The organism is Streptomyces sp. NPDC020917, from assembly GCF_044333795.1.
In the GTDB taxonomy this organism is placed as follows: Bacteria; Actinomycetota; Actinomycetes; order Streptomycetales; family Streptomycetaceae; genus Actinacidiphila.
This window is the reverse complement of sequence record NZ_JBIRRR010000008.1, coordinates 24,678-38,298: the sequence shown is the minus strand read 5'-3', so window position 1 is coordinate 38,298 and position 13,621 is coordinate 24,678. Positions and strand designations below refer to the sequence as shown.

General features: G+C 75.6%; 12 protein-coding genes. 6 read left to right on the top strand and 6 right to left on the bottom strand.

Annotated elements, in window-relative coordinates:
* Window positions 1-155 precede the first annotated feature (155 nt).
* A complete protein-coding gene (locus ACH4TG_RS19040; RefSeq protein WP_398243506.1) occupies window positions 156-416 on the top strand; it encodes a hypothetical protein in 261 nt (86 codons plus the stop codon).
* On the opposite strand, the gene ACH4TG_RS19035 is transcribed toward ACH4TG_RS19040, so the two are convergent.
* Window positions 395-1,057, bottom strand: coding sequence for an HAD family hydrolase (locus ACH4TG_RS19035; protein ID WP_398243505.1), 663 nt, complete (start codon window positions 1,055-1,057; stop codon window positions 395-397). The two genes, ACH4TG_RS19040 and ACH4TG_RS19035, sit on opposite strands and share 22 nt — an antisense overlap.
* 53 nt (window positions 1,058-1,110) lie before the next feature.
* Window positions 1,111-2,166, bottom strand: a complete 1,056-nt coding sequence (locus tag ACH4TG_RS19030; protein WP_398243504.1) for a hypothetical protein — start codon at window positions 2,164-2,166, stop codon at window positions 1,111-1,113.
* Window positions 2,167-2,278: 112 nt separating this feature from the next.
* Between ACH4TG_RS19030 and ACH4TG_RS19025 the strand changes: the two genes are divergently transcribed.
* Window positions 2,279-4,780: a helicase-associated domain-containing protein gene (locus ACH4TG_RS19025; RefSeq protein WP_398243503.1), complete on the top strand. Its 2,502-nt coding sequence runs from the start codon at window positions 2,279-2,281 to the stop codon at window positions 4,778-4,780.
* Here ACH4TG_RS19025 and ACH4TG_RS19020 read toward each other — a convergent pair.
* Both ACH4TG_RS19020 and ACH4TG_RS19015 read right to left on the bottom strand, forming a co-directional pair.
* Entirely contained in the window at window positions 4,743-5,678 is a 936-nt protein-coding gene (locus ACH4TG_RS19020; protein WP_398243502.1) for a VanZ family protein, read from the bottom strand. The two genes, ACH4TG_RS19025 and ACH4TG_RS19020, sit on opposite strands and share 38 nt — an antisense overlap.
* Window positions 5,679-5,783: 105 nt before the next feature.
* Window positions 5,784-6,716 carry an LPXTG cell wall anchor domain-containing protein gene (locus ACH4TG_RS19015; protein WP_398243776.1) on the bottom strand — a complete coding sequence of 311 codons (933 nt, stop codon included), beginning with the start codon at window positions 6,714-6,716 and terminating at the stop codon, window positions 5,784-5,786.
* Window positions 6,717-7,168: 452 nt separating this feature from the next.
* On the opposite strand from ACH4TG_RS19015, the gene ACH4TG_RS19010 reads away from it, so the two are divergent.
* Window positions 7,169-8,821 carry a DNA repair helicase XPB gene (locus ACH4TG_RS19010; RefSeq protein ID WP_398243501.1) on the top strand — a complete coding sequence of 551 codons (1,653 nt, stop codon included), beginning with the start codon at window positions 7,169-7,171 and terminating at the stop codon, window positions 8,819-8,821.
* Window positions 8,822-8,905: 84 nt separating this feature from the next.
* Here ACH4TG_RS19010 and ACH4TG_RS19005 read toward each other — a convergent pair whose 3' ends face one another.
* Window positions 8,906-9,583 carry a hypothetical protein gene (locus ACH4TG_RS19005; protein ID WP_398243500.1) on the bottom strand — a complete coding sequence of 226 codons (678 nt, stop codon included), beginning with the start codon at window positions 9,581-9,583 and terminating at the stop codon, window positions 8,906-8,908.
* Window positions 9,584-9,777: 194 nt separating this feature from the next.
* Here ACH4TG_RS19005 and ACH4TG_RS19000 point away from each other — a divergent pair, with 194 nt between their 5' ends.
* Entirely contained in the window at window positions 9,778-10,308 is a 531-nt protein-coding gene (locus tag ACH4TG_RS19000) for a sigma-70 family RNA polymerase sigma factor (protein WP_398243499.1), read from the top strand.
* On the top strand, window positions 10,305-10,952 hold the full coding sequence (locus ACH4TG_RS18995; RefSeq protein WP_398243497.1) for a zf-HC2 domain-containing protein: 648 nt from the start codon (window positions 10,305-10,307) through the stop codon (window positions 10,950-10,952). Before ACH4TG_RS19000 ends, ACH4TG_RS18995 begins: the two co-directional genes overlap by 4 nt.
* An 84-nt stretch (window positions 10,953-11,036) precedes the next feature.
* Here the strand turns inward: ACH4TG_RS18995 and ACH4TG_RS18990 are convergent, their stop codons facing one another.
* Window positions 11,037-11,207: a hypothetical protein gene (locus tag ACH4TG_RS18990; protein WP_398243496.1), complete on the bottom strand. Its 171-nt coding sequence runs from the start codon at window positions 11,205-11,207 to the stop codon at window positions 11,037-11,039.
* A gap of 331 nt (window positions 11,208-11,538) precedes the next feature.
* On the opposite strand from ACH4TG_RS18990, the gene ACH4TG_RS18985 reads away from it, so the two are divergent.
* Entirely contained in the window at window positions 11,539-13,608 is a 2,070-nt protein-coding gene (locus ACH4TG_RS18985) for a HelD family protein (RefSeq protein ID WP_398243495.1), read from the top strand.
* The last annotated feature ends 13 nt before the right edge of the window (window positions 13,609-13,621 follow it).

The window sequence follows — 13,621 nt, the reverse complement described above, 5'->3', positions numbered from 1 at the left end:
GTCCGACCTCGTCCTCATTGCTCGAAACTGCTTTGAATAAGACTGCAGCGGGTCCACCGGAGACCCGCTGACACCAGGCTAATGGCCTGCCGCCGTGTGACAAGACGCCGAGGTCCCGTTCCACGGCGTCCACGACACGGACCTACCCTTGTCCGGTGAGCAAACAAACCATGGGCGCCGGCGACCTGCTCGTGCGGATCGGCGCGATCGTGTTCCTCGTGGGGGCCGTCGGCACGCTGGCGACGGTCGCCCCGCTGCTGCTGGGCACCAGCCGGCTGCCCACGCCGGCGTACTTCGTTTCCATGCTGATGGGCGTCGGCCTTGCCGTCGCGCTGGCCGGCCTGCTGCGCGCCGCGCTCTCCCAGCGCCAGCCGGCGCAGGAAGACGCCGCAGGTCAGGCGGCCGCCGAGCGGTAGGAGGCGAGCCAGGCCGGGAACTGGGTGAGGTCGTCGAGGACGACGTCGGCGCCGGCCTCGCGCAACTGGCCGGCGTCGCACGGCCCGGTGGCCACCGCGACGGACAGCGCGCCGGCCTTGCGGGCGCCGCGCACGTCGCCCACGTGGTCGCCGACGTAGATGCTCGCGCCCCACTCGACCAGCGCCTCCGCCTTGGCCTCGGCCCACAGCCAGCCGCGCACCTCGGCGTCGATGCCGACGTGGTCCAGGTGCATCCGGGCGTTGGGCCCGTACTTGGCGGTGACGACGACCGGGCGCCCGCCGGCCCCGCGGACCGCCGCGACGGCGTCGAGGGCACCGGGCATCGCGGGCGTGGGGGCGATGGCGTGGTCCGGGTAGAGCGCGCGGTAGCGCTCGCCCATCGCGGGGATCTCCTCGGCGGGGAACCAGTTGGCCAGTTCCTCGTCCAGCGGCGGTCCGAGGCGGGTGACGACCAGGTCGGTGTCGATGGGGACGCCGGTCTCCGCGACGAGCGCGTCGTAGACGGCCTTGATGCCGGGCCGGGAGTCGATCAGCGTCATGTCGAGGTCGAAGCCGACGGTCAGCGGGCCGGCTCCGGGGCCGGAGGTCGTGGGCGCGAAGTCGTTGGTCACACCAGCCATTCTCACCCGGCGCGTCAAGCGGGATTCGACCCCTGCTCCGCCGCCGCGCGACGTCATGCCCTCCGGCGGCTGCGCCACAGCAGGTACAGGGCCGTGGCGACGGCGGCGAGCCGCACGGCCGTCGGGTAGTCGTCCTTGAAGACGTGGCCCATCTGGCCCTTGGCGACGGGCGTGCCCCACTTGCCGGCGTCGCGCCCCCACACCCACACGACCAGGGCGGCCGCCGCGGCGCCCGGGATGCCCAGCACCGCGAACTTCGCCTGCGTGCGGCTGAGGGCGCGGGAGAAGTAGGCGAGCAGCCAGCCCAGGCCGAGGGCGATCAGCGAGCCCAGAGCCGCGCCGCCGATCAGCAGCGCGGCCGCCAGCAGCAGGGTGGGGCTGCCCCAGCCCGAGCCGACCCGGCGCAGTCCCCGCCGCAGCGTGCGGCGCCTGGGTGCGGCCTCCGCCTCCTCCTCGTCGTACGCCTCTTCGTCGTCGCCCCCGTCCGCGGCGGCGTCCTTGGCGGCGCCGCGGGCGCGGCGGGCTGGCGGCTCGTCCTTCTCGTCCAGGTCCTCGTCGTCGAAGGGGATGAACACGCCGCCGGTCATGCCGGGCAGCCCGGCCAGCTCGTCGCCGGCCCGCGGCCGCCGGCCGCTCGGGTCGGTCCGCCACCAGTCGGGCTCCTCGTCGCGGGACCGGCCGCGGCCGGCGGTGTCCCCGCGGCCCTCACCGCCGCCGTCCCGCTCGCTCTTGCGGGCCCGCGGCACCTGGGGCCCGCGTTTGGCGTACGGCCCGTACACGCCGTCCTGCGGGTCCGCACCGGCCCCCTGGCCCCTGCCCTGCGCGGACCGCGAGCCGGAACCCGCGCGGGAACCGGAGGCGGAACCCGAGCCGGAGCCGTCGGAGGAGCCGGCCGCCGCCTCCACCACCTCGTCGGGCGTGCCGATCCGGCCGAGGATCCGCCGGACCGTGGCCGGGCTGTCGCCCTCGGCGCGCCCGCGCTGCCGGTCGATGTCGTTGCGCAGCTGCGCCACCAGTTGCATACGCTGGGAGGCGGGCATCGCGGTCTGTGCCAGGTCGCCGACCCGGCTCAGGTAGTCCAGCACCAGCCGGTCACTCTCGACGCCCACCGCCGGGCCCCCTTCCACCGCGCCTGCCCAGAAGGTACCCGCCTGTCAGGGCGGCTGTCGTCACCGCGCAGGCGGGGTCGGATATTCGATCGGTACGGCTACTGTGGGACGGATGACGACCGGGGATCCCGCCCAACCGCGGACACTCGCGGAGGACCTGCGCGCACGGGACGACGCCGCGCTGGCCCTGCTGCTGCGCGCCCGTCCCGACCTGCTCTCCCCCGTCCCCACCGACCTGACCCAGCTCGCCACCCGGGCGGCCACCCGCAGTTCGGTGGTGCGCACCCTGGACCGGCTGGACGCCTTCACCCACCAGGTGGCGGAAGCGCTGGCCGTGGCGCCCGACCCCTGCGACGAGGGCACCCTGCGCGCGCTGATGACCGGCAGGGCCGGGCCCGGCGGCGCGGTGGACGCCGGACCGCTGCTGCCCGGCGCGGAGCCGCTGCCGCCCGAGGTGGCGGCGGCCGTGGCCGAGGCGCTGCCGCAGGCGGTGCGGACGCTGCGGGTGCGCGGCGTGCTCTGGGGCGGCGAGGACCGGCTGCGCCTGGTGCGGACCGCGAAGGACCTGCTGGCGCCCTCCCCGTCGGTCGCGTCGGCGACCGGGCTGGGCCCGTCCGCCGGCGAGGCGACCGCGGGCATGTCACCGTCCCGGCTGCAGGAGATCGTGGCCGACGCGGGGCTGCCGCACACCCACGACCCGATCAGTGCGATCGGCGCCCTGACCGGGCTGTTCGGCGACGCCGCGGAGCTCCGCGCGCTGCTGGCACAGGCCCCCGAGGGGGTCGCCGAGGTGCTGGAGCGCCTGGTGTGGGGCCCGCCGTACGGGGAGGTGCGGGACGCGACCGCGCCGGTGCGGGCCGGTGGCGGCGACCCGGTGACGCCCGTGCAGTGGCTGCTGGCCCGCGGCCTGCTGCTGCCGGCCGGCCAGCACACCGTCGTGCTGCCCAGGGAGGCGGCGCTGACCCTGCGCGGCGGGCGCGCCCACCGGGTGCCGGAGCCTTCACCGCCGCCGGTGGAGCCCGTGACCCGTTCCGAGCGCACCGTCGACATGACGGCGGCCGGGCAGGCGTTCACCGCGATCCGCATCGTCACCGAACTGCTCACCGAGTGGCAGACCGGCGGGCCGCCGGTGCTGCGCAGCGGCGGTGTCAGCGTGCGCGATCTCAAGCGCACCGCCGCCGCCCTGGACCTGACCGAGCCGCAGACCGCGTTCTGGCTCGAACTCGCCTACGCCGCGGGGCTGGTGGCCGCCGACGGCGAGGTCGACGAGGCGTACGCGCCGACGCCCGCCGCGGACGACTGGCTTCAGCTGCCCACCGAGCGGCAGTGGACGGCGCTGGCGACGGCGTGGCTGGCCGCGACCCGCACGCCCGGCCTGGTCGGCACCCGGGACGCCAAGGGGCGGGCGCTGGCGGCGCTGGGCCCCGATCTGGACCGCTCGCTGACACCCCAGGTGCGGCGCAGGGCGCTGCGGGTGCTCGCCGACCTGCCGGCCGGCTCCGCGGCTCCCCGGGAGGCGCTGCTCGCCCGGCTGCGCTGGCTGCGGCCGCTGCGGGGCGGCGCGGACGCGCTGCGCACGGATCTGCTCGGCTGGGCGCTGGAGGAGGCGGAGACGATCGGCGTGACCGGGCGCGGGGCGCTGGCCGCCCATGCCCGCCCGCTGCTGGAGTCGCCGCCGGACCCGGGCAAGGCGGCGGCGGTGCTGGGGCCGCTGCTGCCCGAGCCGCTGGACCACGTGCTGCTGCAGGCCGACCTGACCGCGGTGGCGCCCGGACCGCTGGTCGCGCCGCTCGCGGAGACCCTGAACGTGCTCGCCGACATCGAGTCCAAGGGCGGCGCCACCGTCTACCGCTTCACCCCGGAGTCGGTGCGGCGGGCGCTGGACGCGGGGCGCAGCGCGTCCGAGCTCCAGGCGTTCCTGACCGCGCACTCGCGCACCCCGGTCCCGCAGCCGCTGAGCTACCTCATCGACGACGTGGCCCGCCGGCACGGCACCCTGCGGGTCGGCGCGGCGTCGGCGTACCTGCGCTGCGACGACGACGCGGTGCTGACCGAGCTGCTGGCCGACCGCCGGGCGTCGGGCCTGGGCCTGCGGCGGCTGGCGCCGACGGTGGTGGCGTCGCAGAGCGACCCGGCGACGCTGCTGGAGCGCCTGCGGGCGATGGGCCTGGCGCCGGCCGCGGAGTCGGCGGACGGTGACGTGCTGATCACCCGGGCCGACGCCCGGCGGACCCCGCCGCGCACCGCGCCGGTGCCGGTGACCGACGGCCCGCCGGTGCCGGACGACAAGCTGCTGGGCGCCGCCGTGAAGGCGATCCGCGCGGGCGACCGGGCAGCGACGGCCGTGCGCCGCACCCCCGCGCCGGTCTCCGACGGGCTGCCGCGCACGCCCGCCGCCGACACGCTCGCCACCGTCCAGGCGGCGGCGCTGGCGGGCGAGTCGCTGTGGATCGGCTACGTCAACGCCGACGGCGCGGCCAGCCAGCGGGTCATCGCGCCGGTCCGGGTGGAGGGCGGCTACGTGACGGCGTACGACCACACCACGGACGAGGTCCGCACTTTCGCGCTGCACCGCGTCACCGGCGTGTCCGAGCTGGCGGACGACTCCGCGTGAGGCTGCGGCGCTGCCACCAGTGCTCGCGCCGCGGATGCAGGGCCCGGCCGAGCCGCTGGCCCAGCAACAGGTAGCCGATGAGGGCGCCGGTGGTGTTGAGGATGACGTCGTCGATGTCGAACGCCCGGCCCTCGACGATCGCGCCCTGCGCGGTCTCCACGAGGACCATCACCAGGGCGGTGACGGCCGCCACCCGCAGCAGCCCGCGGAAGCGCGGGAACAGCATCGGCAGCAGCACGCCGAACGGGACGCCGAGCAGGACGTTGCCGCCGATCTGCTTGACGCTGTCGCGCAGGGCGGGCTGGTCCAGGTAGGCGCGGATGGAGGCGCCCGGCCTGAGGTTGGTGTGCACCAGCCGGTCCGAGGCCGGCGACGGCACGAGGGTCACCCGGGCCAGGGCCACCGCGAACCCCACCATGCAGACCAGGGCCACGGCCAGGACGGCGCCGCGGGCGAGCGCGGGGACCAGCGCGTCGCGCTGGAGCAGCGGTGGCCGCGGCCCCTTGCGGGACGCCCCGGCCCGGCTCCGGGACGCGGGCCGCTTCTTCGCCGTCCTCGGCGATCGCGGCGCGGCGGCCTTCTTCTCCTCCTCCGCCCTGTCGGCGGGCTTCGGCTTGGCGGCCGCTTTCGGTTTGGCGGGCGCGTCCGCCTTCTCCGGCGTCTTCGGGGTGCCGGACGCCTTGGGGGCGCTCGCCTTCTTCGGCGCGCCGCCGGACGTCGGTTCGGCCGCCGCCTTCGGCTTCCCGGCGGCCTTGGGCCTGGCAGCCGCTTTCGTCTTCTTGGCCGCCTTGGGATTCGCGGCGGCCTTGCCGGCGGCCTTCGCGGGAGCGCCCTCGGTCGCGGGCGCCTTCCTCCGACGCTGTTTCGGCAGCTGGAACAGCGCCACGCGCAGAGCCATGTCGTCTCGTCCCCCTCGCTGTTGGCGGCCGGTCACCGGGCGCTTACCCGGGACCGGCCGCCGTACGCCGCGCAGCGCGGCGGCGCGGTCACTCAGCGGCGCGGATCAGCTGTGACGGCCGCGCCTGCGGGTGAACACCACCAGGGCGCCACCGGCCGCGAGCGCGCCCGCCGCCGCGGCCGCCGTCCACGCGACCCCGTCGGCACCGGTGTGCGGCAGGTGGCCGCCGGGGTGGGTCGGCGGGGTGTGGGTCGGATACGTCGGCGGGGTGTGCGTCGGGGACGTGGGCGGCGTGTGGGTGGGCGGAGTGTGCGTGTGCGTGGGCGGGGTGTGGGTCGGATAGGTCGGCGGGGTGTGCGTCGGGTGAGTGGGCGGCGTATGGGTGGGATACGTCGGCGGAGTGTGCGTCGGGTGAGTGGGCGGGGTGTGCGTCGGATACGTCGGAGGAGTGTGCGTCGGGTGAGTGGGCGGGGTGTGCGTCGGATACGTCGGCGGAGTGTGCGTGGGGTGGGTCGGGGGCGTATGCGTCGGATACGTCGGCGGGGTGTGCGTCGGGTGAGTCGGCGGCGTGTGGGTGGGATGGGTCGGCGGGCAACTGGTGCTGGCACTCGGGGACGGCCATCCGGTGTCCGGCGGGCTGTCCGACGGCCATCCGGTGTCCGGCCCCTTCTCGGAAGGCCAACCGGTGTCCGGCGCCTTCTCCGAAGGCCAACCCGCATCGGGCCCCTTCTCGGAAGGCCAACCGGTGTCCGGCGCCTTCTCTGAAGGCCAACCCGCATCGGGCCCCTTCTCGGAAGGCCAACCGGCGTCGGGCCCCTTCTCCGACGGCCAACCGGTGTCCTGCCCCTTCTCGGAAGGCCAACCGGCGTCGGGCCCCTTCTCGGACGGCCGACCGGTGTCCTGCCCCTTCTCCGACGGCCAACCGACGTCGGCGCCGTTCTGCGGCTCCCAACCCGTGTCTGAGTACGACGAACTGCCGCCGCCGTCCGCCGTGGCACCCGAGGCGGAACCGGGGAGCAGCAGGCCGGCTGCGGCCATGACGGCCGCGCCGACGACTGCCGTGGACGCCGCGACGGCTCGCAACGACCCCTGCCGGCGCGGCTCGGCGGGGGGATTCGTCTGCTGGAGATCCATGGGGGCAGAAAACAGCAAATATGACAATCGTCCCTCGCGCCACGAATGCCCCCGCCGCAGATTCCCACGGATGGCACGATCCGCCCGCGAAGTCGACCGCCGGCGGGGTGAGCCGCGACGGCATCGGGATTAGCGGAGGCCACCCCCGGTAGCGCGGGCAGGCCCTGCCCGGCACGGCACCGCGCCCAGGCCCGCACGGCGCCCGGCGGCCCGCGCACGGCAGCACTCGCGCTCCCGCCCCACCGCCGAGCCAGCCCCCGGGCGAGCCCGTGACCTCGGCCACCCGGTGCCCGCCGCCATCCGCAGTAGAGTTGTCTGTTTCCCCGACCGCGTTTCCCGACCGCGGAGGTCCCTGCGTGTCCTGTCTGATCGTCCAGAGCGACAAGACCCTCCTGCTGGAGGTCGACCACGAGCAGGCCGACGCCTGCCGTCGTGCCATCGCCCCCTTCGCCGAGCTGGAACGCGCCCCCGAGCACATCCACACCTACCGTCTGACGCCGCTGGGCCTGTGGAACGCCCGCGCGGCCGGCCACGACGCAGAGCAGGTCATCGACGCGCTCATGGAGTACTCGCGCTACCCGGTGCCGCACGCCCTGCTCGTCGACGTCGCCGAGACGATGGCGCGCTACGGCCGGCTGCGGCTGTCCAAGGACCCGGCGCACGGCCTGGTGCTGACCTCCACCGACCGCCCGGTGCTGGAGGAGATCCTGCGCTCCAAGCGCGTCCAGCCGCTGGTGGGTGCGCGGATCGACGAGGACACGGTGGTGGTGCACCCCTCGGAGCGCGGCCAGATCAAGCAGGTGCTGCTCAAGCTGGGCTGGCCGGCCGAGGACTTCGCCGGATACGTGGACGGCGAGGCGCACCCGATCGAGCTGCGCGAGGACGGCTGGGCGCTGCGCCCGTACCAGCAGCAGGCGGTGCAGGGCTTCTGGCACGGCGGCTCCGGTGTGGTGGTGCTCCCCTGCGGCGCCGGCAAGACGCTGGTCGGCGCGGGCGCGATGGCGGAGGCGAAGGCCACCACGCTGATCCTGGTCACCAACACCGTCTCGGCCCGCCAGTGGAAGCACGAGCTGGTCAAGCGGACGTCGCTGACCGAGGAGGAGATCGGCGAGTACAGCGGGACCCGCAAGGAGATCCGCCCGGTCACCATCGCCACCTACCAGGTGCTGACGACCAAGCGGAAGGGCGTCTACCCGCACCTGGAGCTGTTCGACTCGCGGGACTGGGGCCTGATCGTCTACGACGAGGTGCACCTGCTGCCCGCGCCGGTGTTCAAGTTCACCGCCGACCTCCAGGCGCGGCGCCGGCTCGGGCTGACGGCGACGCTGGTGCGCGAGGACGGCCGGGAGTCGGACGTGTTCTCGCTGATCGGGCCGAAGCGGTTCGACGCGCCCTGGAAGGAGATCGAGGCGCAGGGCTACATCGCGCCGGCGGACTGCGTGGAGGTCCGGGTCAACCTGACGGACAGCGAGCGGCTCGCGTACGCCACGGCCGAGGCCGAGGAGAAGTACCGCTACTGCGCGACCACCGCCACCAAGCGGAAGGTCACCGAGGCGCTGGTGGCCAAGCACCGCGGCCAGCAGACGCTGGTCATCGGCCAGTACATCGACCAGCTGGACGAGCTGGGCGAGCACCTGGACGCCCCGGTGATCAAGGGCGAGACCAGCAACGCCCAGCGCGAGAAGCTCTTCGACGCGTTCCGCAACGGCGAGATCTCGGTGCTGGTGGTCTCCAAGGTCGCGAACTTCTCCATCGACCTGCCGGAGGCGACCGTCGCGATCCAGGTGTCGGGCACGTTCGGCTCGCGGCAGGAGGAGGCGCAGCGCCTGGGCCGGGTGCTGCGGCCGAAGGCCGACGGGCACGAGGCGCGCTTCTACTCGGTCGTCGCCCGCGACACCATCGACCAGGACTTCGCCGCCCACCGGCAGCGGTTCCTGGCCGAGCAGGGCTACGCGTACCGGATCGTCGACGCCGACGACCTGCTGACGGGCGCCGGCGAGGACGTCTGACGGGCGGTGCCGCCGCGGGCGCGCGGGCGGCCGCCGTCGAGGCAGTGGCCTTGACGGGCGGTCCGGGCCGCGGGCCCGCGGCGGTCAGTAGCCGTAGCCGCCGCCCGAACCGCCGGAACTGCCCGAGCCGGTGGTGGGCGTCGCGGGCGCCGCGGTGCTCGCGCCCGGGTGGACCGGCAGCGCGTGCCAGGTGAACTGCTTGCCGGAGAAGGCGTCCTGGAAGCCGTCGCCCTTGGTGTCGCCCGGCGCCGCGTCCTCGGCGAACGTGTAGACGGGCCGGCCGGCGTAGGTGAGCTGGTTCTGGCCGGTGTCGGGGCGTTCGACGCTTCCGAAGCCGCTGCCGCCCGACGGCGCCGTGCCGGCCGCGGCGACCGGGACCGGGTGCCAGAACTGCAGGCAGCCCCCGGTGCAGAGGAGGGTGCCGCCGGACTCCTGGTCGGCGGTGTACAGCGTCCTGCCCGAGGCGTCGGCGAACACCTCGCCGAGGGCCTTGGTGCCGTGCGTGCCCACCGGCGACGGCGCGCTCGCGCCGGGCGCCGCCGAGCTGGGCGCGGGGGCGGCGGAGGAGCCGCCGGTGCCCCCGCTGCCGGACGAGGAGGAGCAGGCGGCCGCGGTCAGGCCGGCCGTCGCGGCCAGCGCGAGCGCGGCCGCCCAGCGTGCCGGGCGCCGGGACGGCCGGGACGGCCGCCGGTCGATGTGGTGCCCTGCGGGACCCGCGGCCGGGCGGCCGGCGGACCGGGGTGCACTGTGCGGTACGGACATCGTCGTCCCTTCGTCGTTCGTCCGCCCCGGGCGCTCCCGCCGGCGTGGCCGCACCGGCCGCTCCGGTCCGCGCGGCCCGCTTCCCGCCGTGCCGCGGCGCGCGCCCTGGACACTCCTGGTACGCGGCCCGGGCCCGGCCGGTTCAGTGCCGCCGGCGCCTGAACCGGTCGCGGACCCGGCGCGTAGGGGAGGGCGTGGAGCACCTCTTCGGACGCCGGGACCGGCGGGACGGCGAGTTCCTCCGCGCGCTGTACGCCCTGCACGGCCCGTCCCTGCTCGGCCGGGTCCTGCGGCTGTGCGGCGGGGACTACCAGCGCGCGGAGGACATCGTGCAGGAGACGTTCCTGAGGGCCTGGCAGCACCGCGACGCGCTGGTACCGGAGACCGCCGCCCCGTGGCTGCACACGGTCGCGCACCACCTGGTGGTGTCGGCCCACCGGCGCCGCGCCGCCCGGCCCCAGGAGGCACCGCTCGGCGACACGGAGCCGCCGAGCGGGGACGACGCGCTCGACCGGGCGCTGGAGAGCTGGCACATGGCGGACGCGCTGCGCGGGCTGAGCCCGGAGCACCGGGCCGTGCTGGTGCAGCTGTACTACCTGCGCAGGACCGTCGCGGAGGCGGCGGAGCAGCTGGGCATCCCGCAGGGCACGGTCAAGTCGCGCTGCTACTACGCGCTGCGGGCGCTGCGCAGCGTGCTGGAGGAGCGAGGGGTGACGGCACCATGACCTGCCGGGAGAGCACGGAGCTCGGCGCCTATCTGCTGGGCGCGCTGGGGCCCGCGGAGCGGTCGGCCGTGGCCCGCCACGTGGGCGGCTGCCCGCACTGCGCGGCGGAGTTGCTGGCGCTGGCGCCGCTGCCGGGGCTGCTGCGGCACACGCCGCTGGAGGAGGTGCCGGACAGCGGCGGCACGGCGGGGGCGCCTCGGCGGGCCCGCGGGCGGACGCGGGCGCCGGCCGTCGCGGCGGCGGCCGCGGCCGTGGTGCTGGCGGTGGCGGGGCTGGTGCTGGCGGTGGTCATCGGGGCGGCGGGGCACGGCGGGCGCGCGCCCGAGGCGGCGCGGCCGCCGGCGTCGATCACGCTCGCGCACACCGATCCGTCGACGCGGGTGAGTGCCAGCGCGGCCCTGACGCCGGAGACGTGGGGCACCTCGATCCGGCTGACGCTGGGGCATCTGCCGCCGGGCGTGGTGTGCCGGCTGGTGGTGCACGCGCGCAGCGGGACGGCCGAGACCGCGGGGACGTGGACGTCGGCCTACGCGGCCGGGAGCACGAACTCGAGCGTCCCGGCGTCGACGTCGGTGAGCCCGCAGGACATCACGGCGCTGGACGTGGTCGCGGACACCGGAAGGGTGCTGGTCACCGTGCGGTGAGGTGGGCCGGGCAGAGAGTCGGAAGAGGATGGCGGACGGGGCGGAGGACGCCGGTCGGGAGGGAAGGCGCGGGGCCGCGGCGGGTCAGTAGCGCTTGCCGTCGGCGCCCCAGACGACGACCTCGAAGGCGGTGACGGCGAAGACGCGGATGGCGTGCAGCGCGCTGCCGATCAGGTGGCGGGGGTGGCCCGAACGGCCGCCGATGGCGGTGCCGCCGTGGGCGGCCGGACCTGGGGGAACTGTGGTGGAGGTCATGTCTCCACGGTACGAAATCAGGCATTCGGAGTACGTCGGGCTGAGGGTGTAAACCCGCCGGACCGGCCTCCGCCCAGGGGCTGATCCCCGACCCTGAGCGGCGCCTGAGGGTCAGCCCTGAGAAGGACCGCGCCAGGCGCCCGGCCGGGGGGCGGGAAATACGTTCGCGGGCCCGCGCGCGGCGGCGTATGATCGCGCGTCTGCCCGCCTCCCGGATCCGGGAGCGCCGCCGCCCGGACGGAAACCGGCCGGCCCTTCGAGACAGCAGTCCATGCACGCGCGTGCCCGTGGGGCGCGTCCGCGCGTGCTCGTACCAGCCGGAGGCAATGCCGTGCCCTCGCACGCCCAGATCCAGGATCCGACCCCCGAGCCGCTGCAGCGGGAGCAGGACCACCTCTCCTCCTCCCGGGCGGCGCTGCGGGCCATGCGCCACGACGTGGAGGCGCTCGACATCTCCGACGTCACCGGCAACTGGGTCAACGCCCAGATCCTCAGCCGGCAGATCGACGACCGGATCAAGGCGCTGGCCGACCTGGCCGACACCCCGCTGTTCTTCGGGCGCCTGGACTACCTGAAGGCGCCGGGCGCGGAGCTGGCCGAGGGCGCGGCCGGGGAGAACTTCTACATCGGGCGCCGGCACGTGCACGACGCCGAGGGCGACCCGATGGTCATCGACTGGCGCGCGCCGGTCTCGCAGCCGTTCTACCGGGCCTCGCGCGCCGAGCCGATGGACGTGCGGCTGCGCCGGCGCTTCGGCTACACCGGCGGCGACCTGACCGCCTACGAGGACGAGCACCTCACCGACGCGACCGAGACCGCGACCACCAGCAGGCTGCTGCAGGCCGAGATCGAGCGGCCGCGCGTCGGCCCGATGCGGGACATCGTGGCGACGATCCAGCCCGAGCAGGACGAGATCGTCCGCGCCGGCGTCACCGGCACGGTGTGCGTGCAGGGGGCGCCGGGCACCGGGAAGACCGCGGTGGGCCTGCACCGGGTGGCGTACCTGCTGTACGCGCACCGCGAGCGGCTGGCCCGCACCGGCACGCTGGTCATCGGGCCGAACGCCTCGTTCCTCCAGTACATCGAGCAGGTGCTGCCGGCGCTCGGCGAACTCCAGGTCAAGCAGGCCACGGTGGACGACCTGGTGGCGCATGTCCCGGTGCGCGGCGCGGACTCGGCGCTGACGGCCCGGATCAAGGGCGACGCGCGGATGGCGCAGGTGCTGCGGCGCGCGGTGCGGTCCGGGATCCGGATGCCCACCGAGCCGGTGGTGGTGGTCCGCGGCTCCCGCAGGTGGCGCGTGCCGGCCTACGAACTGGAGGAGATCGTCCGGGAGTTGGCCGAACGCGACATCCGCTACGGCGCGGCCCGCGAGGCCCTGCCGCAGCGCATCGCGCATGCCGTGCTGGTCCAGATGGAGCGGTCGGGCGAGGCGCCGGACGACCGGGTGCAGGACGCGGTGGCCCGCAACCCCGCGGTGAAGGCGGCGGTGAAGGAGTGCTGGCCGCAGGTCGACCCGGCGAAGACGGTACTGCGGCTGCTGTCCGAGCCGGAGTTCCTCGCCGCGTGCGCGCAGGACCTGCTGGACGACGACGAGCAGAAGGCCGTGCTGTGGGAGAAGCCCGCCCGCGGGCTGGGCTCGGCGCGCTGGTCGGCGGCGGACGCGGTACTGGTGGACGAGGCGTACGACCTGGTGCAGCGCACGAGTTCGCTCGGGCACGTGGTGCTGGACGAGGCGCAGGACCTGTCGCCGATGCAGTACCGGGCGGTGGGCCGCCGCTGCACGACGGGTTCCGCGACGATCCTGGGCGACCTGGCGCAGGGCACGACGCCGTGGGCGACCGCGTCGTGGGACGAGGCGCTGCGGCACCTGGGCAAGGCGGAGGCAAGGATCGAGGAGCTGACCCGCGGGTTCCGCGTGCCGCGCGAGGTGATCGCGTACGCCTCGCGGCTGCTGCCGTCGATCGCGCCGGGGCTGGCGCCGGCCACGTCCGTGCGGGAGTCCGCGGGCGCGCTGGAGATCCGGCACGTGCCGACCGCGGAGCTGGACGCGGCGGTGCTGGGGGCCTGCGCGGAGGCGCTCGGCTACGAGGGGTCGATCGGGCTGATCGCCGCGGACGCCCGGCTGGACGCGCTGGCGGCGGCGCTGGACGCGGCGGGCGTGCCGTATCTGGCCCCCGGCCAGGAGACGTCGGCCCAGGCGCGGCTGACCCTGGTGCCGGCCTCCCTGGCCAAGGGCCTGGAGTACGACTACGTCGTGCTGGACGAGCCCGGGGCGATCGTGGACGGCGAGCCCGACGAGCGGACCGGGCTGCGCCGCCTGTACGTCTGCCTGACCCGGGCCGTGTCCGGGCTGGCCGTCCTGCACACCACTGACCTGCCGGAGCCGCTGCGCGGCTGAGCCGCCGGAGCGC